21 protein-coding genes are annotated in these 24,647 nt (G+C 53.0%); 7 read left to right on the top strand and 14 right to left on the bottom strand.

Annotated elements, in window-relative coordinates; all coding sequences use genetic code 11:
• Positions 1-42: 42 nt before the first annotated feature.
• Entirely contained in the window at positions 43-1,983 is a 1,941-nt protein-coding gene (locus ACR9EC_RS00625; RefSeq protein WP_435299596.1) for an endonuclease/exonuclease/phosphatase family protein, read from the top strand.
• A 59-nt stretch (positions 1,984-2,042) separates the two neighbouring features.
• On the opposite strand, the gene ACR9EC_RS00620 is transcribed toward ACR9EC_RS00625, so the two are convergent.
• Entirely contained in the window at positions 2,043-3,509 is a 1,467-nt protein-coding gene (locus tag ACR9EC_RS00620; RefSeq protein ID WP_435299595.1) for an NAD(P)H-quinone dehydrogenase, read from the bottom strand.
• Between the two features lie 138 nt (positions 3,510-3,647).
• Here ACR9EC_RS00620 and ACR9EC_RS00615 point away from each other — a divergent pair, with 138 nt between their 5' ends.
• Positions 3,648-4,487, top strand: coding sequence for a purine-nucleoside phosphorylase (locus ACR9EC_RS00615; protein WP_435299594.1), 840 nt, complete (start codon positions 3,648-3,650; stop codon positions 4,485-4,487).
• Positions 4,488-4,492: 5 nt separating this feature from the next.
• Positions 4,493-6,292: a phospho-sugar mutase gene (locus ACR9EC_RS00610; protein WP_435299593.1), complete on the top strand. Its 1,800-nt coding sequence runs from the start codon at positions 4,493-4,495 to the stop codon at positions 6,290-6,292.
• A gap of 73 nt (positions 6,293-6,365) precedes the next feature.
• On the opposite strand, the gene ACR9EC_RS00605 is transcribed toward ACR9EC_RS00610, so the two are convergent.
• From ACR9EC_RS00605 to ACR9EC_RS00545, 13 genes are all read right to left on the bottom strand, one after another.
• Positions 6,366-7,181 carry a siderophore-interacting protein gene (locus ACR9EC_RS00605; RefSeq protein WP_435299592.1) on the bottom strand — a complete coding sequence of 272 codons (816 nt, stop codon included), beginning with the start codon at positions 7,179-7,181 and terminating at the stop codon, positions 6,366-6,368.
• A gap of 206 nt (positions 7,182-7,387) precedes the next feature.
• Entirely contained in the window at positions 7,388-8,101 is a 714-nt protein-coding gene (deoC, locus tag ACR9EC_RS00600; RefSeq protein WP_435299591.1) for a deoxyribose-phosphate aldolase, read from the bottom strand.
• A gap of 39 nt (positions 8,102-8,140) precedes the next feature.
• Positions 8,141-9,214, bottom strand: a complete 1,074-nt coding sequence (locus ACR9EC_RS00595) for an adenosine deaminase (protein ID WP_435299590.1) — start codon at positions 9,212-9,214, stop codon at positions 8,141-8,143.
• On the bottom strand, positions 9,211-10,104 hold the full coding sequence (locus ACR9EC_RS00590) for a hypothetical protein (RefSeq protein WP_435299589.1): 894 nt from the start codon (positions 10,102-10,104) through the stop codon (positions 9,211-9,213). The genes ACR9EC_RS00595 and ACR9EC_RS00590 overlap by 4 nt, the downstream gene beginning before the upstream one ends.
• Before the next feature lie 64 nt (positions 10,105-10,168).
• Positions 10,169-11,473 (bottom strand): thymidine phosphorylase, encoded by a 1,305-nt coding sequence (locus tag ACR9EC_RS00585; RefSeq protein WP_435299588.1) that lies wholly within the window; start codon positions 11,471-11,473, stop codon positions 10,169-10,171.
• Positions 11,470-11,904 (bottom strand): cytidine deaminase, encoded by a 435-nt coding sequence (locus ACR9EC_RS00580; RefSeq protein WP_435299587.1) that lies wholly within the window; start codon positions 11,902-11,904, stop codon positions 11,470-11,472. Before ACR9EC_RS00580 ends, ACR9EC_RS00585 begins: the two co-directional genes overlap by 4 nt.
• A gap of 153 nt (positions 11,905-12,057) precedes the next feature.
• Positions 12,058-13,350 (bottom strand): ABC transporter permease, encoded by a 1,293-nt coding sequence (locus ACR9EC_RS00575; protein ID WP_435299586.1) that lies wholly within the window; start codon positions 13,348-13,350, stop codon positions 12,058-12,060.
• Positions 13,347-14,579: an ABC transporter permease gene (locus ACR9EC_RS00570; protein ID WP_435299585.1), complete on the bottom strand. Its 1,233-nt coding sequence runs from the start codon at positions 14,577-14,579 to the stop codon at positions 13,347-13,349. The genes ACR9EC_RS00575 and ACR9EC_RS00570 overlap by 4 nt, the downstream gene beginning before the upstream one ends.
• Positions 14,576-16,165: an ABC transporter ATP-binding protein gene (locus tag ACR9EC_RS00565; protein ID WP_435299584.1), complete on the bottom strand. Its 1,590-nt coding sequence runs from the start codon at positions 16,163-16,165 to the stop codon at positions 14,576-14,578. Before ACR9EC_RS00565 ends, ACR9EC_RS00570 begins: the two co-directional genes overlap by 4 nt.
• Before the next feature lie 154 nt (positions 16,166-16,319).
• Positions 16,320-17,429 carry a BMP family lipoprotein gene (locus tag ACR9EC_RS00560; RefSeq protein ID WP_435299583.1) on the bottom strand — a complete coding sequence of 370 codons (1,110 nt, stop codon included), beginning with the start codon at positions 17,427-17,429 and terminating at the stop codon, positions 16,320-16,322.
• Between the two features lie 310 nt (positions 17,430-17,739).
• Positions 17,740-18,933 carry an amidohydrolase gene (locus tag ACR9EC_RS00555; protein ID WP_435299582.1) on the bottom strand — a complete coding sequence of 398 codons (1,194 nt, stop codon included), beginning with the start codon at positions 18,931-18,933 and terminating at the stop codon, positions 17,740-17,742.
• An 84-nt stretch (positions 18,934-19,017) separates the two neighbouring features.
• Positions 19,018-19,560, bottom strand: coding sequence for a hypothetical protein (locus tag ACR9EC_RS00550; protein ID WP_435299581.1), 543 nt, complete (start codon positions 19,558-19,560; stop codon positions 19,018-19,020).
• 70 nt (positions 19,561-19,630) lie between these two features.
• Positions 19,631-20,782, bottom strand: a complete 1,152-nt coding sequence (locus tag ACR9EC_RS00545) for a mannose-1-phosphate guanylyltransferase (protein ID WP_435299580.1) — start codon at positions 20,780-20,782, stop codon at positions 19,631-19,633.
• 348 nt (positions 20,783-21,130) lie between these two features.
• Between ACR9EC_RS00545 and sdhC the strand changes: the two genes are divergently transcribed.
• From sdhC to ACR9EC_RS00525, 4 genes are read left to right on the top strand one after another with little or no spacing between them, the layout of a single operon-like run.
• Entirely contained in the window at positions 21,131-21,508 is a 378-nt protein-coding gene (gene sdhC, locus ACR9EC_RS00540; RefSeq protein WP_435299579.1) for a succinate dehydrogenase, cytochrome b556 subunit, read from the top strand.
• Between the two features lie 2 nt (positions 21,509-21,510).
• Complete coding sequence (locus ACR9EC_RS00535) at positions 21,511-21,960, top strand: succinate dehydrogenase hydrophobic membrane anchor subunit (RefSeq protein ID WP_435299578.1); 450 nt, start codon at positions 21,511-21,513, stop codon at positions 21,958-21,960.
• Positions 21,961-21,992: 32 nt separating this feature from the next.
• Positions 21,993-23,840: a succinate dehydrogenase flavoprotein subunit gene (gene sdhA / locus ACR9EC_RS00530; RefSeq protein ID WP_435299577.1), complete on the top strand. Its 1,848-nt coding sequence runs from the start codon at positions 21,993-21,995 to the stop codon at positions 23,838-23,840.
• The gene (locus ACR9EC_RS00525) at positions 23,840-24,613 is read left to right on the top strand and encodes a succinate dehydrogenase iron-sulfur subunit (protein ID WP_435299576.1); all 774 of its coding nucleotides are present in this window, start codon (positions 23,840-23,842) and stop codon (positions 24,611-24,613) included. Before sdhA ends, ACR9EC_RS00525 begins: the two co-directional genes overlap by 1 nt.
• Positions 24,614-24,647 lie beyond the last annotated feature (34 nt).

The raw sequence follows: 24,647 nt of genomic DNA, 5'->3' as shown, positions 1-24,647 counted from the left end.
TTTACATAGAACTTCAGGCAGTGTTCACGGTACATTTACGCCATGCAACCATCGGCAACTCGAACTGGATCTGCGCTCACACTCATGTTGATTGCGCTGGTAACTCTTACAGCAGAACTTGTCAGATTTTCTGGCCCACTGCTTGATTCAGTGATTACCCAACATGGAGTAATTGCAGCTGCACTTGTTGCACTTGTAACGTATGTGTCCCCTGCCGTGTTTACGATGGCGTTAGCAGCTCAACGTGCCCCTAGTGGCATGATGCTTCTCATTGGAGTTTCTGCTTTAGCTCTCGCGCGGTTTGCCCTCATCTTTGTTGACGGTGTTTTACGGTTAGGTATCGGATTAGCGACTGTATCGTTGAGTGTCTCTGTCTTGACGATTGCCTCTAGCGTTGCCTCTCGTTATGGTGGTGCGCTTGTCGCTAGAGGCGTCGGAATGGGCTTGTATTTTTCTGCCGCCCTCGCGTTAGCGCTTGGTACTTTTGATGCTGTGTGGCGTGATTCCATACTGCAATGGGTAATCCCATTAGGGGTTCTCACGCTTCTTGTGGGAGCAACTTTTTACATCAGGGATCTTCCAGCTCGTCCGCGTGCACGAGGTTTGTGGGCGCTTGGCCCCGTTATGTGTCTTGGTGTTTTTGCTTTTGCTAATCCTGCCTTTATCGCCTCTCAAGCCGCGATTCCTTTATGGGCTTCCGCAGTAGTGATTACTCTTGGGGCGCTTGTCACTGTTGTCGTGGTGCGTACCCCTCAGCAGCCAGTTGCGTTGTTCAGTGTTTCTTTGGTGCTGTCTGTTGTTTCAGTGTTTTCCTTGGCCTCTTGGCCTGAACCTAACGGTCTACTCATCGCACTTTCCCTGTCTGGGTTCTGTGTTGCTTTAGGTGTTTCGGCCGTAGGGCTGCTGTGTACTGCGCTTGAACGTCCTGCTGTTGTGTCGTCGTCGTGGTCGCTAATGGGCGCTTCAGCGAGTGTTGGCGGGCTTTTAATCGTGCCTATTTTGTTGTACCAAATCGACTACGATATCCCTCTTGGCTTTCCCAATGAGCTCATTATTGTTGGCTTGGCTCTTGTTTTTGCGTGCGGTGTTTTTGTTATTCACCGTCGAGAAACGCATGCTGGGTCGCTACCGTCGCACAGCGCCAGTGAGGTGTCGTCTGTAGGTTCTCAACTTGTACTTGTGGGTTCCCTCGTGGGGGTGATGGGCGTCAGTTTGGTAGGTGCTTACGCTACTTCGCCGCTTTCCCAACCGCTCGTAAACAACGCGTCAACAGGTTCGATGACGTTAGTGAACTGGAACGTGCACTATGGTGTGTCTCCCGATGGTGAATCCTCTTTAGACGACATTGTTGATCTGATTAAACGCAATAACGCCGATCTTGTGACCTTGCAAGAAGTATCACGTGGCTGGATTATGGGTGGTGGCGCTGACGTAGTGTCCTACGTGGCACATAAAACCGGTATGGAATACGCGTATGTTGGGGCCGCTGACCATCAATTCGGAAACGCTATCTTGTGGAAGCCATCAACTTCTGTGGTTGAGGTTTCTCGCGTGCAATTGTCCTATGGTGAGGGGCCGCAATGGCGTTCTGCTATCTCTGGAGCCATTGTCATGGACAGGGGTGGTTTTCATGTTGTGAGCGCTCATTTACAGCATCGTGATGAGAACACTCCCACTCGACTCATCCAATTAGAGGACCTTTTCGAGGGTTTACCTCTTGTGGGTCGCACAATTTTTGCTGGTGACTTTAACGCTGAACCGGGCTGGCCTGAAATTCACGCGATGCATGACAAAGGCTTCGCTTCAGCAATTGATGTGTCCGGTAACCCGAATGATTTAACGTATCCTTCGCATGCCCCGACGGCCCGAATCGACTGGATATTCTCTCGAGATTTAGGGATCGCTTCAGTTGAAGTGTTGGAGTCTGACGCCTCAGATCATTTGCCTATAGCAACCACGTTTGTCATCCCTGCCGTCGGCTAACAACACAACAGCCCAGAACCGCACGAGGGGTTCTGGGCTGCACGTGTTTAACCGCGTGTTTAGCCGTCGACGCGGTGGTGTCCCATGCGTGCTGCTTCAGCGATGGAACCGGTCAGCGACGGGTAGACAGTAAACGCTTCGGCTACGTCGTCTGCGGTGAGTCGATGCTGCACTGCTAGTGTGATCGGGAAAATCAGTTCTGACGCGCGTGGTGCTACCACCACTCCGCCAACGACTGTGCCGGACTCTGTTCGAGAGAACAACTTGATGAAGCCTTCGCGTAATCCCATCATTTTTGCGCGCGGGTTTCGTCGTAAGGGCAGTGTTGTCACGGTGTAACGCATGTCTAAACGGTCGAGATCGTTTTGACTGTAGCCGACTGTTGCTATTTCTGGTGCAGTGAAAATATTTGCTGCAACACTGCGTAGCTTTATGGGACGAACGGTGTCCCCAAGCGCGTGCGACATCGCAATACGTCCCTGCATTGCAGCAACCGAAGCAAGTGGGAACACTCCCGTACAATCCCCTGCCGCATAGATTCCACGCGCAGTAGTACGTGACACTTTATCCGTGACGATGTGCCCTGATTCAGTCAGTTGGATACCAACGTTTTCCAAGCCGATGCCCTGAGTATTTGGCACTGATCCAACGGCCATGAGTACGTGGCTTCCGGTAATGACGGTTCCGTCCGAGAGCGTTACTTCTACGTAAGTGCCCCCGTTTTTTGTTACCACGTGTGCGCTCTGCGCACGTGAACGTGAAGCAACGGTCATCCCGCGAGCTTTAAAAACTTCTTCAATGAGGTTTGCTGCATCTGCGTCTTCGCCGGGCAGCACACGGTCTCTACTAGAAACGAGGGTTACTTGCGATCCAAGTGCGTGATATGCCCCAGCGAATTCGGCGCCTGTGACACCAGAGCCCACAACGATGAGGTGCTCTGGTAGTTCCTCTAAGTTATACAGTTGCGTCCAGGTAAGGATGCGTTTACCGTCTGGCTGCGCGGTGGGAAGCATTCGCGGTGTTGCCCCCACGGCGAGGAGGATGAAATCTGCCTCTATGAGTTGGTCTGGCTGCGGGATCCCAGAGTCGTCAACGACCATGGAGACTGCAATGCTGTGGTCACTAACGAGTCGTCCTTGACCGTTAATGGTTGTGATGTTGCTTGATTGTAAGCGGTGTTGAATGTCTTGCGATTGGGTTTCAGCGAGCGCTCTGATGCGTGCGTTGATGGCTTTGAGGTCTGCTGAGATGGTGTGGGTGTTGTTGCCGTCAGCGTCGTTGATGCGGATTCCTAGTTCGGCTGCGGCTCCTCCTAAGGTCATCCATTCTGCGGTTGCGATCAGGGTTTTTGATGGAACTACGTCTGTGAGCACGGTGCTTCCACCGAATCCGTTGCGCTCAATGATCGTGACGTCTGCTCCTAGGCGGGCTGCGACCAGTGCGGCTTCGTAGCCTCCTGGTCCTCCTCCAAGAATCGCGATGCGGGTGGCGGGCGATGTTGGAGGGACGGTGTTGTTTGTAGTCACGTTCTTAGTATCGCAAACATCTGAAGTATCTGACGGCAGTTCAGATTGGAGTGATTTTTCGCTACGTAATATGACGTGATTGGGCAACTGAAACTTATCGCCCTCGCGTCAAACGCTTAATCAAGTTAATCTCAGAATATGACTACAACACCCACAACTCACGACGACCCCACTGCACACATCGACCCGTTCGAGCTTGCAGCACAAGCAGCACGCGACATCGCGGAACAAACAGGCATCGAACGACACGACATCGCACTCGTTCTCGGTTCCGGTTGGGGCGGCGCAGCCGACCTGCTCGGCGAAACATTAGCTGAAATCCCAAGCCACAACATTGCCGGATTCTCCAAGCCTGCCGTGGACGGACACGTCGGCACATTGCGTTCCATTCGCATTACCGAAACCGGAAAAACAGCACTTGTTCTTGGTTCCCGCACCCACCTATACGAAGGCAAAGGCGTACGCAAGGTTGTGCACGGCATGCGCACTGCAGCAGCAGCAGGCTGCTCCACCGTCATCTTGACGAACGGCTGCGGCGGACTCAACCCAGACTGGGCGCCAGGCACACCTGTTCTCATCAACGACCACCTAAACCTCACCGCAACATCACCTATTGAAGGCGCAAATTTCGTCGACCTCACCGACCTGTACTCCCAGCGCCTACGCGACATCGCGCACAGCGTCGACGAAACCCTCTCTGAAGGCGTATACGCACAGTTCCGCGGCCCACACTACGAAACCCCAGCAGAAGTAAAAATGGCTGGAGTGCTCGGCGCTGACCTCGTTGGAATGTCCACCACACTCGAAGCAATTGCCGCACGCCAAGCAGGACTGGAAATACTGGGCATTTCGCTCGTCACCAACCTTGCCGCAGGCATCAGCCCTATCCCACTTTCACATGAAGAAGTCATCGAAGCAGGAATCGCGGCAGGACCACGCATCAGTGCGCTCCTCGCCAACATCGCAAAAAGGATGTGACGACAATGGCTATAGAACTCACCGATGAAGAGCAAGTCCTGCTACAGCAGGCACGTGACTGGATCGACGACGACCCAGAAGAAACCACACGTAGAGAACTCAAACGCCTCCTACGCACCATCGAGAATCCTGACAACTCATCTGATTCAAAAGGGCGCACCTCAGGCGCATTAGGCGATTTGAAAGACCGCTTTGCTGGCACACTACAGTTCGGCACCGCAGGATTGCGTGGAGCAATCGAAGCCGGACCAAACCGCATGAACCGTTCCGTGGTCATCAAAGCCGCAGCTGGAATCGCCGCATACCTGAACGAACAGCTCCCCGGACAAACCCCACGGGTAGCGATCGGATATGACGCCCGGCATTTCTCTCGCGCGTTTGCGTTAGATTCTGCCGGTGTACTCACTGCTGCTGGCTGCGAAGTGTACGTGTACTCACACGCACTTCCTACACCTGTGCTTGCCTACACAATGAACCGCCTCAACGCTGACGCGGGAATCGTCGTCACAGCGAGCCACAACCCACCAAAAGACAACGGCTACAAAGTGTACTTGGGTGGACGCATCGTTGAAGGAGACGGGCATGGTGCACAAATCGTGCCACCATACGACTCCGAGATCGCTGCACACATCGCACAGGTCGCTTCCGTCCGTGAAACCCCACGCGACACCCACGGATGGCACACCCTCGACGAGAAAGACCTCAACAAGTACATTGACGCTGTCGTTGGGCTCAAACATGATTCCCCACGCGACATCACAATTGTACTCACCCCACTTCACGGTGTCGGTGGCGCGGTCGTCGATAAAGTTCTGGCACACGCTGGTTTTGACCAACTGATCTCTGTCGCTCAGCAATACGAACCAGACCCAGACTTCCCAACAGTGTCCTTCCCCAACCCGGAAGAACCTGGAGCAATCGACCTTGCGCTCGAATATGCGGTACGTAGTGACGCAGACATTGTTCTCGCCAACGACCCAGACGCTGACCGTTGCGCCGTAGCGATCAAAGACCCACGAGTCATTGACGCACACGCTGCAGACAGCGACGACAGCCCAGCCAAGCACGGCTGGCGTATGCTACACGGTGACGAGGTTGGTTCTCTTCTCGGCAATTATGTAGCGTCACAGCACACGCCAGACCCGCACGGCCCAACCATGACACTCGCGAACTCCATCGTGTCTTCACGGTTGCTCGAAAAGATCGCAGCACACCACTCATTGAACTATGCTGCAACGCTTACCGGGTTTAAGTGGATCAGTCGCGCCCCATCGCTTCTCTTCGGTTACGAAGAAGCACTCGGATACTGTGTTGCACCACAACTTGTGCGAGACAAAGACGGGATTTCAGCGGCGCTCCTCGTCGCCGAGTTAGCCGCGTCGTTGAAGGCCGAAGGCAAAAGCATCATTGATTACCTTGATGACCTTGCACGCACGCACGGATTCCACCTGACCGATCAGCTTTCCGCGCGGTTCTCCGACTTATCGCTCATTCCACAAACGATGGCACGTTTACGAGCCACACCACCAACCGAGCTTGCAGGCTCACCAGTGGTAGAAGTTGTGGACTTGTCCGAAGGCGTAGATGGGCTACCGCCAACTGACGGTATTCGTTTGCTCGCACAAGACGGCACACGCGTCATTGTGCGTCCATCTGGAACCGAACCAAAAGTGAAGTGTTACATGGAGGTCCTCGAAGATGTCGCGCATGATGCAACCTTCGACGACGTAACAGTTGCTCGAGTATCTGCACGTTCCCGCATGGAACAAGTACGTGAAGATATGACCGCGGCGCTTGGGTTGTAATACCTCTGAATACAAGAAAGGTGGCGGGCTACATGATGAATATGTAGCCCGCCACCTTTTCTGATGCACCTAGTTACGCTGATACAGCGCGCTCATCGTCTAAAACAGTCTGCTTCCAGGCGCTCTTAGCCTCACGCCACTGTTCATCTGTAGCACCTTCACGCCAATACCCCGAGATACTCAACGCTGACATGGGCATGGCATGCACGGTACGTAACTGTTTGCGGACGGCTCGGACCATTCCCGCCTCACCGTGCACAAACGCGTGCGGGATTGTGTTCCGCTCGTATGCGGCATCGATAAGAGCAAGAACTTCTTCTGTGGAAGACACCACGCGCACATCTGGGCGCATTCCTGAACCAGCGACAGAAGCCAGTGCGCGACGATCTTCACCTAATAATTCATGCGGGTCTTCTGCCACCACAATGATTTCAACATCAGCATGTTCGTTGAGGGTTTCCAATGCTGCCGCTATCGCTGGCAAGGCTGAATCGTCACCAATCATAAGATGCCACGGGGCGTGAGGTGCCGGAATATATCCCCCACCCATTCCCTTGAACACTGCCCTATCGCCCACAGCTGCGTTGCTTGCCCACACTGCGGCCACACCGCCGCGTCCATGTAAAGCGAAATCAATGTCGATAGTTCCAGCACTTGGATCGCAGGCACGAATCGTATAGGAGCGCATCACGTCACGTGTCGGCTCAGTCGGGTCCGGAAGAATGAGTTTCACATACGTGTCTGTGCACATGACGTCCGCTAACCCGATGAACTGCTCGCTAGAAAAGGTAAGCCGCAGCATTGTTGCAGAAAGCCGCGTGCGTTCCACAACGGTAGCTTCGAATATGGCACGGACGCGCACTGGTGGAATCGAAAAATCCACAGACATGTATGACCCTTTAGTTCAGGTGGATATGTGCTGTGCTTCGCGCGGCAACACATCAATATAAACAACATCAACGTTGCGTAATCCTGATACTTTCACGCTTGGTATCGAAAATCAAACACGCACAACACCGACAAGGCCCAGCGCATTACATAAAAAGCGGGATGCTACACGCACTATGCAGCATCCCACCTTTCAGGTTTTTACCGTCAGTATCCGGCAGATTCTCCTGCGCTCTGCTCTGACTCACCTGAAGCAACTCCTTCAAGCACGGCAGCTGTTCCTGACAAGCCCAAACGAGTAGCACCCGCAGCGATCATCGCCAAAGCGTCAGCGCCAGTGCGAACACCACCAGACGCTTTGACACCCAGACGCGGCGCAACAGTCTTAGCCATCAACGACACAGCCGCCACGGACGCACCACCAGTTGAGTGGAAACCCGTTGAGGTTTTCACAAAGTCAGCGCCCGCACGTTCCGATGCTTCACACGCACGAACAATCTCGTCGTCAGTCAACGCTGCCGATTCGATGATGACCTTCAACAACACGGGCGCAGTAGTTGCCGCACGCACTGCCGCAATATCCGATTCGACAAGCGCCCAGTTACCGTCTTTTACCGCACCAAGGTTGATAACCATGTCAACCTCGTCAACGCCGTCAGCAACAGCTTGAGCCGCCTCTGCCGCTTTCACCGACGACTTGTGCGCACCCGATGGAAAACCAACCACCGTAGCAACCTTCAAATCGCTACCTTCTGGGACAACAACAGGAAGATGCGATGGTGAGACACAAATCGAAAAAGTTCCCAAGCTGATAGCTTCGTCAACAAGCGCTTGAATCTGCGCAGAAGTTGTCTCAGGCTTCAACAGCGTGTGGTCAACGATACGAGCAACGTCCTCAGGAGAAACAGGTGTCGTAGTCATAATGCACTTCCATTCATTAGCGTGAAGAAACGAACCACATCAGTTCGTGAGTTGGTCGTAGGCAGCGATGATCCGCTCCCCTAAAGCATGGCGTTCGTCATGGTGGATAAAAGCACTCCACGCTGCCGCAAGCGTTGCATCGCGCAGATCGTCGAGGCTCCATCCTGCTTCATTCACAAGACGAGTCATTTCATTCGTCATTGATGTTCCCGACATAAGCCGGTTATCTGTGTTGATCGTGACGGCAAAGTCGAGGTCCCGCAAACCGGAGATCGGGTGATCCGCAACCGATGGCGCAGCACCTGTTTGAATGTTCGAGCAGGGGCACACTTCTAATGCAATCTGGTTGTCACGCACCCAATGTGCGAGCCTGCCAAGTTGTGGCTGGTCAGTGTCAAAACCAGCAATGTCGTCGACGATGCGCACGCCATGCCCGATACGCAAGGCTTGACCCAAGTGGACTGCTTGAGAAATTGACTCTAGCCCTGCGGCTTCACCAGCATGGATCGTTACGGGCATGCCAGCATCATTAAGGGTGCGCCACACCTGCGGGAAACGATCAGGTAAGAAGCCGTCTTCTGCACCTGCAATATCAAACCCACACACGCCGGCATCCCGGTTTGCTAACGCTAGGTCTGCAATCTCTTCCCAGCGATCCGCATGGCGCATCGCAGTAATCAGCTGATGTACAACGATAGTTTTGCCATGTTCTGCAACAGCGGCAACACCCTGTGCGATACCTTCACGAACAGCATCTACGGCTTCTTGCAGAGACAACCCACTGTTTTGGTGTTGTTCTGGAGCCCACCGCAACTCTGCATACACAACACCATCAGCTGCGTGGTCTTCAACAGCTTCACGTGCTACACGAGTCAGGCCTTCTACTGTTTGCATAACAGCAACGGTGTGTTCAAACGTTTCTAGATACCGCACCAAAGAACCGGAATCTGCCGCGTCAACAAACCATTCACCCAACTTTTCAGGAGTATCTGCCGGAAGAGTATGGCCAATCTGTGCGGCCAACTCGATCAATGTGGCAGGACGCAAACCACCGTCAAGGTGATCATGCAAAACAACCTTAGGTAAGCGCAGTACGAGTTCGTGTGCAGTCATTTCTTCTCCTGTGTACCTGCCAGCTTAGGCAATACCACCCACGTAATGTGCGGCCAGCCGCCTAATGCTGCCTTAGGGGTTTTTTGATCGATCAGGTCTCGCAAAGTGACCGCCACATTACGGCCAGTTGCGGGATCATATATGTAAAGCCTGCAATCAGGTTCCACATCGTATGCATCTTTAAGTGTCTTATTTAGTGTGCGCGCAAGCTCAGCAATCTGCGCGTCATCGTGCGCATCTCCCGTCCTCGGCACGTTGAGACCAGACAGTGTTTCTACGTCTTCAGCGTTACGAGCAGCCGCATGCAACACAACAACATGCCTCGGCATTCCCGCATTCCAACGCATACTGGTGTCACCACCGACATACAGCAAAACTGGGTAGCCTCGCTGAGCACATTGCGCTGCATGCGTGAGCACACGGGTGGACTGCGGGAGGCTCGTATCAACGACCATGCGGTCATAGTAAGCGTGTCCAGAAAAGCGCATCGTGCGAGCAGCACCCCAAGGAGGTGTCCCCCAAGAATGCGGCCACGTGAATAAGCGATGTCTTTTGTTGGTCTGCTGCTTTGTTGCGCGCTGCAGCGACTCAAACTTTTCTTTCACATAGGCTGCATCAATGTTGGCTTCACCGGTAAGCCCCAACTGAGCCGCCACTGTTTGAGTCGCGTCGCTTGCTTGTGCCACAACGATTGCCGCTGATCCACACGTTGTGTCATCCATTTGGATTGCTGGATGCACCCCGCCTAGCAGCACTTCGCCCTCGTCTGTTCCTAACGCCCAATCCTGCTGTTGCGCAGGCGGCAAAGCAGGTGGCAGTGCTGGGAGTCGGCGACGACCGGCTCCCAGCCCGTACAGAAATGTTGTTAGTTGATGTCCGCGCGGTGCCACACACTCTCCTAGAAAATCGAACGTATCCTCGGTGTTAACACTACCTGCCTGCGCTGCTGTGAAATTAGCTGATTCTGTCGAGAATGAGTTGCTGCGCGTGAGCTGGTGCCTGCGCAGATACCTCAAATGAGGACTGGGCTAGTTCCAGTGCACGCGGGAATCGTTCAGGGGTGTCCGTGTGTAATGTCATTACCGGCTGGCCTTGAGTCACGTGGTCGCCTGGCTTCACATGCAACTCAATTCCAGCGCCTGCCTGAACCGGATCGTCTTTTCGTGCACGCCCAGCGCCGAGACGCCACGATGCAACACCAATGTCATAAGCGTCGAGGCTGGCAAGCACACCGGTTTCTGGCGCGAGAATCTGCTGTTGTTCTTGTGCTACTGGGAGTGGTGCGTCGTTGTCGCCGTCTTGCGCAGCAATCATTGCGCGCCATTTGTCCATTGCACGGCCATCGCTGAGCGCTGCACGAACCTCGTCTTCGCCGATGTGTTTTCCTGCGCCGGCAAGCATTTCTACAGCAAGGGCAACGGTCAGGTCGACGACGTCGCTTGGGCCGCCACCAGCGAGTACTTCAATTGATTCGCGCACTTCAAGCGCGTTTCCAACAGTTAAACCTAATGGTGTGTTCATGTTGGTGAGCAACGCTACGGTGTTGACGCCTGCGTCTTTACCGAGATCAACCATTGTGCGAGCGAGTTCGCGTGCGTTCGCTTCGTCTTTCATGAAAGCGCCGCTACCAACTTTTACGTCCAGAACAAGTGAGCCTGTTCCTTCAGCAATTTTTTTACTCATGATTGATGATGCGATCAGTGGGATTGCTTCAACGGTTCCGGTGACGTCACGGAGTGCATATAGTTTGCGGTCTGCTGGAGCAAGGCCTGATCCGGCTTGGCAAATAACTGCACCAACGGTGTCGAGTTGGCGCATCATTTCTTCGTTTGTGAGCGCTGCACGCCATCCACGAATTGATTCCAACTTGTCGAGGGTTCCACCTGTGTGGCCTAATCCGCGGCCTGAGAGTTGGGGAACTGCTACGTCAAAGACAGCGACGAGGGGCGCAAGTGGGAGTGTGATTTTGTCTCCGACTCCGCCGGTTGAGTGTTTGTCGGAGGTTGGGAATCGCAATGCTGAGAAGTCCATGCGTTCGCCGGATTCAATCATTGCGTGTGTCCACGTGGAGATTTCTGCTCTGGTCATGCCGTTGAGCAAGATAGCCATGTTGAGTGCGGCCATCTGGTAGTCGGCGACGACTCCGTCGGTGTAGGCCTGAATAACCCAGTTGATCTCGTCGGTTGTCAGCGTACGCTTGTCGCGTTTTGCGCGAATAATGTCAACAGCGTCAAATTGTGGGGTTGGCTGTGTGCTCATTGTGCTGTTCTTTCTTGATAGTCGTCGAGGTCTTCTGGGCCGAAAGCATCTGGTAGGAGTTGGTCCATTGTTGTGTGGCCTTTGGCGGTTTCAACGATGAGTCGTGCGCCCCCGTGTTCCCACAGGAGTTGTCGGCATCGTCCGCACGGCATGATGACGTCGCCTGAGCCGTTGACGCATACGAACGCGGCAAGGCGCCCTCCACCGGTTGCGACGAGTTCAGATATAAGCCCGCATTCGGCGCACAAGGTAACGCCGTATCCTGCGTTTTCGACGTTGCATCCGGAGACCATGCGTCCGTCTGTTGTGAATGCGGCTGCGCCAACTGGATAGCGTGAATATGGCACATAACTTTTGGTTGTCATGTGTTGTGCTTGCGTTCGAAGTGCCGTCCAGTCGATGCTGTCGCCTGTGTCGATTAGTCGGGTCATTCTTCCTCCTCGGCTTGTGTCTTCGACCAATGGAGGTGAAGGGCGAAGACAACTAGAGAGATAAAGCGTTTAACGGGACAGTCCTAAAAAGAGCTGTCCAGCGGCATGTGTGGCACCCACACCAGTGCAGGTGCCACACAGGTCGTGACAGCGTTACTTCTCGTAAGGAACACCTTCGGCTGCCGGTGGTCGAACCTTACCGACGAGGCCAGCAACCGCAAAGATTGTGGCGAGGTAAGGCAACATTGCCAAGAACTGCGTTGGAACAGGAGTTCCAACGATAGAAAGCGTGCCTCGAAGCGCCTCAGCAAAGCCGAAGAGCAACGCAGCGGCCAAGGCGCCGTTCGGGTTCCAACGGCCAAGAATCATTGCTGCAAGGGCGATATAACCCTTACCGCTAGTCATTTCTTTACCGAACCCGATACCGGCAGCAACAGTGAATGCGGCACCACCCAGACCGGCGACAGCACCACCAATCATCACGTTGATCCAGCGTGTACGGTTCACTTTGATACCAACCGTGTCTGCGGCCTTAGGGTGCTCACCTACTGAACGTAGACGTAATCCCCATTTGCTCCTAAAGAGCAAGAACTGCAACACGATGACGGCAACAAACATCAAATAAACAAGAATGTTCTGATCGAACAAGACTGATCCCACCACTGGAATATCCGAAAGCAGTGGAATTTTGATGTCTGGCAGCCCAGGTGGGGTGTTCATGGTTGCTTTGTTCTCTTTAAGAATCGTTGAGAACAAGTATCCGGTAACACCGATAACGAGAACGTTCAGCACAACACCAACCACGATTTGGTTGACCTTGTATTTGATCGCAAAGAAGGCAAGTAGCGCACCGACGAGCGCACCCATGAGAGGTGCAAAAAGGAGCGATACATATGGGCTGCCAGTAAGTGATGCCACAACAGCGGCTATGAACGCACCGGCAAGAAGTTGACCTTCAATAGCAATGTTGATGACACCAACACGCTCGTTGATAAGACCTGCCATTGCACCAAACGCTAGTGGAATAGCAAAGATAATTCCTTGGGACAGTAGCAACGGAATCGGAAGGGATTCTGGTTTTCCTGCTCCCGACCATACAAGGAAGGAAAATACTGCAAGTACACCAACGAGCGACGGAAGCCACGCACCAAAACGGTAGCGGCGTATTGCGCCCCAAGCCGCGAATCCTGCAATTGCAAGAATGATCGCGCCAATAGTCAGTGAAACGCTACGAGAAGACACCATCCATGGGTCGAGTTTGACCGCATCGCGTCCGCTCGACAACAAGAATGTTGTTTTATCTGTTGATTCTGTGGTCAGTCCAAAAGCAACGATGCACAGCAAACCAATGATCGCGTACGTGATTGGACCACGCCATGAGACCGGTGGAAGCAGCGCTCCCTCAAGCGACTTAGAGTTCTGTGGAAGAACGGTCGTGGCGCTCATGCTTGAGCCTCCTTAGCAGGAGATGGGAGTCGGAACATTGCACGGACGAGCGGTGGTGCAGCAATCAGGAGCACAACCATCGCTTGCATAACCTGAACAATGTCAATTGGGGTGTTGCTTGCGGCTTGCATGAGTGGCGATCCGGCACGAAGTGCACCGAACAAAATTGCGGCGCCAATAATGCCAAGCGGCTTGGAGCGTCCTAGCAAAGCAACTGTAATCGCGTCGAACCCGATGCTTCCTGCAACACCTTCTTGCAGCACGCCCTCGGTTCCTAACGCTTGGGAAACACCACCCATACCGGCAAGACCACCAGCGACAAGCATGACGTACAGGTACATGCGTTCAACTTTGATACCGGCGGTACGAGCAGCATTTGAGTTAAATCCGACTGCGCGGAATTTGAAACCGATGGTGGAGCGTTCCATGAGCCACCATGTTCCCCAGGCTGCTGCTAAAGCTATAAGGAAGCCTAGGTGCAGTCGGAAGTCATCTCCCAAGATTTTGGGGAACAACGCGGTTTCCAAGACTCGCTGGGAAACAGGGTTGTTTGATCCTGGACGCATAAACGCTGTTGTCGTCAGCAAGTACGACATCAAGAACGCGGCGATGGAGTTCAACATGATCGTCACGATCACTTCGTTGGCCCCAAATTTTGCTTTCAAGGCACCAGCTATACCAGCCCACACACCACCTGCAAGGAAACCACCGAGCACTGCAAGGAGGAGGTGCAATCCTACTGGGAGGTGGAAAGCGAATCCGATGTAAGCCGATACAACGGCACCGAGGATAACTTGTCCTTGTGCACCAATGTTGAACAGACCGGATCGGAAACCAATTCCCAAGCCAAGACCTGCAAAGATCAGCGGTGTCGCTGCTGTCAATGTTTCGGTAATCGGCTTTACTTTACGGACGAAAGTTTCGGCTTCGCTGTCATAAATAGCGCCTCGGAACAAAGCAGAATATGCCCCGTACACAGAATCCCATACTGCTGTAAAGAAGTCTGTGGGCCTGCTGAACAAGTAGCCCGCTGTACGTTGCACTTCAGCGTTTGCAGCTGCAATAAGAACAGCTGCCAAAAGGAGAGCACCAATAATTGCACACACAACGACAACGGCGTTACTCGACCCGATTTCACGCAGTGCTTTTAGCCAACGTGAATCTTGTGGTTGCGCATTCTTCGGTTCCTGAGTTTCAGGAGTGGGCGCTGATTCATCTGTGACACTCACAGTGCACCTCCAATCGGGTTGTCGCTTTCACCGTCAACAGCACCAAGCACTGTTGTGTGCTTTTCGGCTTCGGCAACAGCGTCGTCGTATGACAAACCTGCCATCATCAAGCCAAGCACGTCACGGCTTGTGCCAGCTGGTGCAATACCAATGATTTTGCCTTCATACATAACTGCGATGCGGTCTGCCAAAGCAAGGACTTCATCAAGTTCTGTGGAGACGATAATGACTGCGGTTCCGTGGTCGCGTTCTTGCACAATTCGCTTGTGAATGAACTCGATGGAACCAACGTCAAGGCCACGCGTGGGTTGCGATGCAATAAAGAGTTGCAGTGGGCGTGAAAGCTCTCGCGCGAGAACAACTTTCTGTTGGTTACCACCGGAAAGTTGTGACCCTAACGATTTAGATGACTGTGTTCGAACGTCAAATTGTTCGATGTACTTCTGTGCGTTCTCTTCGATGTATTTCAGATCGAGAGTCATACCCTTGGCATACGGCGGCTTGTCGTGTACATCAAGAATCATGTTCTCTTCGATGCTGAAGGCGCTAATGAGGCCATCTTTGGACCTGTCTTCTGGAACGAATCCAACACCTTCATCAAGTACATGACGAATCGATTTGCCAAGTAATTGCGTGCCGTTAAGCATGATTGAACCATGAGCTTTGGGTTGTGTACCCAAAATGGTTTCAGTCAGTTCTGTTTGACCGTTACCTTGTACACCTGCAATAGCGAGAATTTCACCGGAAGCAACGTCAAAGGAAACACCTTCGAGTAGTGGCACGGCTTGATCTGACAAAAGCGTAAGATCTCGAACTTCGAGTCGCACCTCGGCAGGTACTGCGTCAGTTTTTTCTACGCCCAAGCTCACTGAACGACCAACCATCGCAGAAGCAAGTTCTGTCTCTGAAGCTGTGGGGTCTGCAGATCCTACGATCTTTCCACGGCGGATGACCGTAATCTTGTCTGCAATGGCTTTGACTTCACGTAGCTTGTGCGTGATGAAGACGATTGAGGTTCCCGCATCTTTGAGCTGACGCATAATGCCAATTAGCTCGTCTGTTTCTTGTGGGGTGAGCACGGCTGTGGGCTCATCCAGAATCAGAACTTTAGCGTCACGGGACAACGCTTTAATAATTTCAACACGTTGTTGTGCGCCAACGGGTAAATCTTCGACCAAGGCGTCTGGGTCGATGTTGAACCCGAACCTGTCTGAGATTTCTTTAACGCGTGTGCGTGCTTCTTTCAGATCAATGATTCCGGTTTTTCCTGAAGTAGGTTCAAAACCAAGAATCACGTTCTCTGCAACGGTAAATACGGGAACAAGCATGAAGTGCTGGTGCACCATGCCGATCCCTGCCGCCATTGCTTCACCCGGTCCGGTAAAGGTTACTGGTGAATCGTCGAGAAGCATTTCTCCGCCATCAGGGTCGTATAGACCGTAGATGACGTTCATGAGCGTGGATTTTCCCGCTCCGTTTTCCCCTAGAAGTGCGTGCACCTGTCCGGGTTCCACAACGAGGTCGATGCTATCGTTCGCTGTGAAGTTACCGAAACGCTTTGTGATGCCGCGAAGTTCCAGCTTCATGTCAGTACGCCTTCCGCGTCCATGTGCTGTAATGCATCAGTGTGGCGTCGCGCGGCAATGCGTGACGCAGATTTCTGGTGTGCCGTTGTGAACGGCGACTGGGATAGTTATGGCCTCGAGAATCTCGAGGCCATAACTGGTGTTCAGTAGTTAACTACTTAACGACAGTTGCGCTCTTGGACTCAACTTTGAGTTCACCAGAGACGATCTGGGTCTTGATGTCTTCTACCTTAACCTTGATGTCTTCCGAGACCTTGCTGTCAAGGTTGTGGAATTCAGCGATACCTACACCGCCGTTTTCAAGGGTTCCGACGTATGGGGTTGCGTCCCATGAGTCTTCTTTTGCAGCTTTGATGGTGTCAAATACTGCGGTGTCCATTCCCTTAAGAACAGAGGTCAGGATGATGTCGCGGTACTGCTCGTACTTGAGGTATGCGTCGGTGTCTACACCAATGATGTAAACGTCGTCGTGTCCACTAGCCGCTGCCATTGCGCCTTCACCAACTGGGCCTGCAACAGGCATGATGATGTCTGCGCCTTGGGAGATGAACTGTTCGGTGAGTTCTTTACCCTTACCGATTTCATCGAAGGTTTCAGAGAATGAACCAGTCTGCTTCTCTTTGTCCCAGCCAAGAACCTTAACCTTGGCGTCGTTTTCGGTGTTGTACTTTTCTACACCGTCTACGAAGCCATCCATGAAGATTGTTACTGATGGGTATGGCTGTCCACCGAATGTTGCCACTGTTCCGCTCTTCGATACACCCGCTGCAACGTATCCTGCTAGGTAAGCTGCTTCATGGGTGTTGAAAAGGATTGGCTTAACGTTCTGAAGCGTAATTGGCTCGAACGTTGTTGGGTCAGCAAGCGCTGAGTCAATCAAAGCAAAGTGCTGGTCTGTGTTGCTTTGCGCAGACTGTAGTGTTGCGTCAGCAAGGTTGAAGCCAACGTTGAAGATGAGCGAGCAGCCTGCTTGCACCATGGTGTCAACGTTTGTGGTGTATTCGCTCGCGTCTTTTGATTCTGCATCAGCGATCTTGATTCCAAGTTCAGCTTGTGCGCGCTCAAGACCTGAGAACGAAGTTTCGTTGAATGAGTTGTCGTCGAATCCACCAAAGTCTGAGACCATGCAGCCCTTGAACTCTGAGGTTCCTTCAGCGCTGGTGTTTGGTGCAGAGGACTCTGTCTTCTCTGGTGCGTCACCACACGCAGCAAGCGTCAATGCAGCTGCTGCTGAAAGTGCAGCAATCTTTACGAACTTTTTCACGTAAGTTCTCCTGTTTCAGTCGGGGTAGGGAACTCAGCGGGCGATCGGCCTGATGAGTTTCAGGCACCCTTCTCGCATGAGCGCAAAGTTGTGTAGTACCAACTTTGAAGCGTCTTTCTTCTACGAAAGGCCTTCCGTAGATTCACACCTACTCTAAACGTTAAGCCGTTAACGTGCAGTATTGGCTAGGGCTGAACGTGATTCCGTTATCAATTCGAAAGGTTTGTCTCACGATGAGCGACCCAGTGACCGACATGTGAGAAGCCTGCGTGCGTATAGCCTGTCACATTCACTACTTACACAACAGAACTTACACGTCTGCACGTGTTGCAACGCGCGCTAGCATACGCACTCCAGCAGCAATAGCAGCCTCGTCGATAACAAGATCACCTCGATGAATATCGTATGACGTACCACCAACAGTTCGCGTGCCGAGACGAGCTAAAGCACCCGGTGCTTTAGTCAAGTACCACGCAAAATCTTCCCCACCCAACGACTGCTCTGTAAGCGAAACAGCACTATGCCCCAACGCATCACGAGCAGCATTTTCAACAAGAAGAATGCAGTCTTCATCATTCACCACGGGCGGAACACCACGCTGATGATGCATGGTCACCTCCACGCCATAAGACACAGCAATATGATCGATAGTTTCACGCAGCACTTCTCCGGCACGCTCCCATGCCGAAACATCCAAGCACCGCAGCGTACCTGCAATGATTCCTGACGATGGAATAGCGTTCGGCGCTGCCCCCGCTTGCACGTGACCCCAGGTAAAGTTCACCCCAGCTCGAGGGTCAAGCCTGCGCCCCAACACTGAAGGAACCTCAGTGATCATCCGACCAATTGCAAAAACAACGTCTCCAGTTAAATGAGGGCGAGACGTATGGCCTCCCGCAGAAGTCACAGTAACCGTGACCGTATCGCATGCAGAGGTAATCGGGCCTATCCGAGTTCCGACCGTGCCGACATCAATTTTTGGTTCACAGTGCACCGCAAATATTTGGGCAACATCGTCCATCACGTCTTGGGCAAGAAGGTCCAAAGCCCCACCAGGCTGCACTTCTTCTGCAGGCTGGAAGATTAAACGAACACCACGAGTGAGTTGCCCTTCTTGCGCAAGCCTAGCCAAAACCAACCCAACGCCAAGAACCACAGTCGTATGTACATCATGGCCGCAGGAATGCGAGACCCCATCAACCTGTGAGGCGAATGGCACACCACTTGTTTCTTGCAAGGGCAATGCGTCAATGTCTGCACGCAAAGCAACAAGTTCATAACCTGATTCTTCAACGCTTGGACCAATATCGCAGGTAAGCCCCGTGCCACTGAGCAGACGAGGCGTTAAGCCTGCTTCTTCTAACCGGCGGGCAATCAGCGCTGTCGTGCGCTTCTCCATTCGAGCCAGTTCTGGGTTGCTGTGAATATCGCGACGAATCGCAATCAGTTCTGGTTCAAACGCAGCAAGAAGTTCATCAATACGAGAGGCAATAGCAAAGGTCACTCTTCGAGGTTAACCCCAGACATTACTCAATGCACAAAAGTGTCCGTTGACCGGCTATAAGCAGTCAACGGACACTCACATTATTTAGCGACCAGCAAGACCTGTGTGTACCGCGTATGGAACAGTGCCAGTGATCACAAACCTATGCGCATTCGCACCTGAGTACGACACATATGTGGCTTCAACTACATACTGCTCAACTGTTTGCTGACATTCAGTTTTTTGGCCAGCATCCAGCCTCACGTCAACTTGTGGAGCGGCTGTCGGGCTGCCCACGTGCGCAAGAGCTTCGACAATGTCTTGACCAGTTTGAGCGCTCAATTCATTGAATAAGGCGTGTCTTACCGGTTCAGAAACAGCGCCACCTGCACCAGTAGCCACATTCTCAACAACGGCAGGCTGTGTTTCAAAATCACAAAAGAACTTCACGTCATCGCTACTCGAGTCATTCTCCAACAGCATCGTATTAACAACTACAGCCTCAGACGCAAAAGAATCGATAGTCACACAATAGCCAGCGCTCAATGTTCCTTTACACCCTGCCTGGGCAGGGCTTACCGCGCCCACTGCTACAACCAGCCCAAGTGCTGAGAAAGCAGCCAAACGCTTCAACGCATCCGTTTTCATGACATGAAAATACCACAAGGTGCTTTAACTACCAATAAATGGATAAGGCTCGCATAGCCGTGAAGCGCACTTATGTCAGTTCGTCTAAGCCACGATCGCGTAACTCAGCAACGATGTCTTTTACCTGCTGCGCCCTAGCTCGTGTCGTCACAAGCACAGCGTCATCAGTATCAACAACAACAACATCATCCAAGCCAAGAACCGTAATGACGCGTTTCACCGATGGAACAACAACAGAACCTGCGCTTTGAATACGGACCACCTGCCCCGAATCACCAAGCACCTTCGATCCTGCATTGTCGTCAGAAGGTAATAGAGCAGCTAAGGAATTAAAGTCGCCCACATCATCCCAACCAAAACCGGCAGGAACCACAGCAACTCCCCCTAATGCGGCAACGGGTTCTGCAACAGCGTGGTCAATCGCGATTTTATCCAGCGACGGCCACACTTTCGCCAACACGGCAGCACGTTCGTCCGTATCCCACGCCTGCGCTATCTGCATGAGCCCGTCATGCAGTTGTGGCTTTTGTTCACGCAAATGCCCCAACAGCACCGAAGCGCGCGCAATAAACATGCCAGCATTCCAACGGTATTGACCTGTTGCAATATATTTTTGCGCAGTAAGTGCATCAGGCTTTTCCGTGAAACTTAATACTGTTCGCACGTCCTGAGCCGCACCTAAACCAAGCGATGTTCCGCAGTGGATATATCCAAAAGCGGTGGAAGGGCGCGTGGCGGCAATGCCGATCGTAGCGACATACCCATCCTGCGCTGCAACAATTCCTGACTTAACAGCAGCCTCAAACGAAACCTGATCCGCGATAACGTGATCGGCCGCGAACGATCCGACGATCACATCACCATGACGCTTCATCAACACAGCTGCAGCAAGACCAATTGCGGCCATTGAGTCACGCGGCGATGGCTCAGTAAAAATGTTGGCTTCACTCACCTCAGGAAGCTGACCAGAAACAGCAGCCGCATGCCGCTCGCCCGTAACAATGACAACACCGTCTTCTGCTACCAGAGGCATCACGCGATCTACAGTCGCCTGAATAAGAGTTCGCCCTGTGCCAGTCAAGTCATGCAGGAACTTTGGCGCACCAGAACGCGACAGCGGCCACAGCCGTGTGCCGCTCCCCCCTGCGGGAACTATTGCATAAAACGGTACGCTCTCGGTTACAGGGGTGTGCAGGTCTACGCTCGCGCCTTGTTCAGTCATGTGTCTCAGGATACTCAATGACACGACATGACTAGGTGCCACTATAGTCCTGAAGTTTTCCAACCCACCCGCAACCCCACACACGGTCCATCGCATACGCTCACACAGCAGTAGGTACAAAAATGTCCAGATTGAGAAAACAGGCGGTGGGATAGATCACATTTCCTGCACAATATCGCGTTTTCACGTACAAGTGTGTCCCAGCACACCAAAAAGTTCACTACAGTTAGACCCAAAGGCGGATCAGGACGACGTCGTTCTGCCACTCACTTCCCACCCAGGATGTGAGAAGGTCGGGCTCCCTCGCCACGATCATCCAGACCAAACTCGCACACAGGAGGCGCCACAGTGCCCAGCGCACCTGCAGGAACGCTCTACCGCGGCCGAGAAGGCATGTGGTCATGGGTTGCGCACCGCGTAACCGGTGTATTGATATTTCTGTTTCTTCTTGTCCACGTACTCGACACAGCACTTGTTCGCGTTTCCCCCGAGGCGTACAACGCTGTCATCGGTGTCTACAAAACCCCGCTGATGGGACTTGGCGAGGCCGGACTCGTCCTCGCCATCGTTTTCCACGCATTCAACGGAATACGCATCATCCTCGTTGATTTTTGGGCTAAAGGCCCCAAATATCAGCATGTCATGCTGTGGGTTGTTATTGGTTTAGTCGTCGTGACCATGGCCGGATTCCTGCCACGTCACCTGTCGCACGTATTTGGAGGCTGACAATGACTACGACAATCGCAAACCCACGCGACCCCTACGCACGCAAACGCTTATCCCGCACAAACACTGAACTGTGGGCATGGCTATTTATGCGCATTTCAGGCGTCGTGCTTGTTGTGCTGATCTTCGGCCACCTCTTCGTTAACCTCATGCTCGGTGAAGGCGTTAAAGCCATCGACTTCGCATTCGTTGGCGGAAAATGGTCAAACCCACTCTGGCAAACTTGGGACCTCCTCATGCTGTGGCTCGCCATGATCCACGGCACCAACGGAGTGCGCACTGTCATCAATGACTACTCTGAAAAGTACCTAACCCGCGTAGTACTCAAGTCACTGTTGACAATCGGTTTTGTTATCACTGTCGTGCTTGGCACCCTCGTGATCTTCACCTTCAACCCATGCCCTTCAGGAAGCCCAGCAGAACTCCTCCCGTCAATCTGCACCGCTTCCTAACCCACTCGCCCGTAACAGGAGGCATCGAACAGATGCAAACCCATCAGTATGACGTTGTCATCGTCGGCGCAGGTGGCGCCGGTATGCGTGCCGCACTTGAAGCTTCAGCAGATGCCCGCACCGCAGTCATCTCCAAGCTCTACCCCACCCGCTCACACACAGGTGCAGCACAAGGTGGAATGTGCGCCGCGCTCGCCAACGTTGAAGAAGACAACTGGGAATGGCACACCTTTGACACCGTCAAAGGTGGAGACTACCTCGTAGACCAAGACGCAGCGGAAATCATGGCTAAAGAAGCCATCGACGCTGTCCTTGACCTTGAGCGTATGGGCCTCCCCTTCAACCGCACCCCAGAAGGCAAAATCGACCAACGTCGTTTCGGTGGCCACACTCGTAACCACGGTGAAGCCGCTGTCCGACGAGCCTGCTACGCAGCAGACCGTACCGGTCACATGATTTTGCAGACGCTCTACCAAAACTGCGTAAAGCAAGACGTCGAATTTTTCAACGAATTCTACGTACTCGACCTCATCGTCGACCATGACCTTTCAGCAGGTCACGTACCAGCTGGTGAAGAAGTAAACGCAACAGGTGTGGTCGCATATGACCTCGCCACCGGAGAAATCCACATCTTCCAAGCAAAATCGATTGTGTTCGCAACCGGTGGTGCAGGAAAAATCTTCAAAACCACATCCAACGCACACACCCTCACCGGTGACGGAATGGCCCTCGCGCTACGCCGCGGATTGCCACTTGAAGACATGGAATTCTTCCAGTTCCACCCAACAGGCCTCGCTGGTTTGGGTATCCTCCTCTCGGAAGCTGCACGAGGCGAAGGTGGCATCCTACGTAACGGCAGCGGTGAGCGTTTCATGGAACGTTACGCCCCCACCATCAAGGACCTCGCGCCACGTGACATCGTTGCCCGTTCCATGGCAAACGAAGTACGTGAAGGCCGCGGTGCTGGACCAAACAAAGACTACGTCTTGTTGGACCTTACCCACTTAGAGCCGGCACACATCGACGCGAAACTCCCTGATATTACCGAGTTCGCGCGCACTTACCTAGGTATTGAGCCGTACACCGAACCAGTTCCGGTGTACCCAACAGCGCACTACGCAATGGGCGGGATCCCAACAAACGTTGATGCAGAAGTGCTACGCAACGCAGATGACGTTGTTAAAGGCCTCTACGCGGCTGGCGAGGTTGCCTGCGTGTCAGTGCACGGCTCCAACCGTTTGGGCACCAACTCGCTCCTCGACATCAACGTGTTTGGTAAACGAGCTGGACGAACCGCAGCAGCCTACGCAAAGACTGCAACGTTCACAGACCTTCCCGAAGACGCCGCAGCACAAGTGATCGCTCAACTTGAAGAGCTCCGCACACGACCTGACGGCGAACGAGTCGCAGACGTACGTAAAGCCCTCCAAGAAACCATGGATGCGAACGCTCAGGTATTCCGTACGGAGGAATCACTCGAGCAAGCGTTGTCTGACATTCGTGAACTACAAGCGCGGTACAAGAATGTTTCTGTCCAAGACAAGGGCAAAATGTTCAACACTGACCTGCTTGAAGCACTCGAACTTGGGTTCCTACTCGACATTGCAGAAGTAACTGTAATCGCAGCCCTCAACCGTAAAGAATCACGCGGTGGGCACTTCCGTGAAGACTACCCAGACCGTGACGACGCACAGTTCATGAAACACACCATGATTTATCGTCGTCCGCTTGAAACCGACACCGATGCATCGGTATCAACCGTTTCAGAACCAGTTGACGCCGCGTTCGCTCACGTTTCCGAGTTCGACACATACAAGGTAGTACTCGGTCCAAAGCCAGTGGTACAAACCCGATACGAGCCAATGGAGCGGAAGTACTAATGACTGCGACACTTGAGAACTCCACCACTGAAGCTGCTGGTGGCGCGGGCGAGATCCCATCATTCGATGTCACTCTCAAAGTCCGTCGATACTTGCCTGAGTCTTCACACGGAGACGAACCCTACTGGGACGAGTACACACTCACCATGTATGGAACCGACCGTGTGCTTGACGCTTTACACAAAATCAAGTGGGACCATGACGGATCGTTGACCTTCCGTCGCTCATGTGCCCACGGTATTTGTGGTTCTGACGCGATGCGCATCAACGGCCGTAACAGGCTCGCGTGTAAGACACTCCTCAAGGACCTCAACCCAGAAAAGCCCATTATTGTTGAACCAATTAAGGGCCTCCCTGTGGTGAAAGACCTTGTCGTGGACATGGAACCTTTCTTCGCTTCTTACCGTGAAATCATGCCATTCTTGATTACTAACGGTAACCAGCCATCAAAGGAACGTATCCAAAGCGCTGAACAGCGTGAGCGTTTCGACGACACCACAAAATGCATTCTGTGTGCAGCATGCACGTCCTCGTGCCCAGTATTTTGGACTGACGGCCAATACTTTGGACCAGCAGCAATCGTCAACGCACACCGATTCATTTTCGATTCACGTGACGAAGGCGCAACTCAGCGCCTCGAAATCTTGAACGACAAAGAAGGCGTGTGGCGTTGCCGCACCACCTTTAACTGCTCTGAGGCTTGCCCACGAGGAATCGAAGTCACCAAAGCAATCCAAGAAGTTAAGCAAGCAATGATTCGTCGAGCTTTCTAACCTCTCTTCTTTACGTGTGGGCGGTGAAAACTTT

This window comes from Timonella sp. A28 (assembly GCF_051200815.1).
Classification (GTDB): domain Bacteria; phylum Actinomycetota; class Actinomycetes; order Actinomycetales; family Cellulomonadaceae; genus Timonella.
This window is presented reverse-complemented; position numbering and strand designations above follow the sequence as displayed.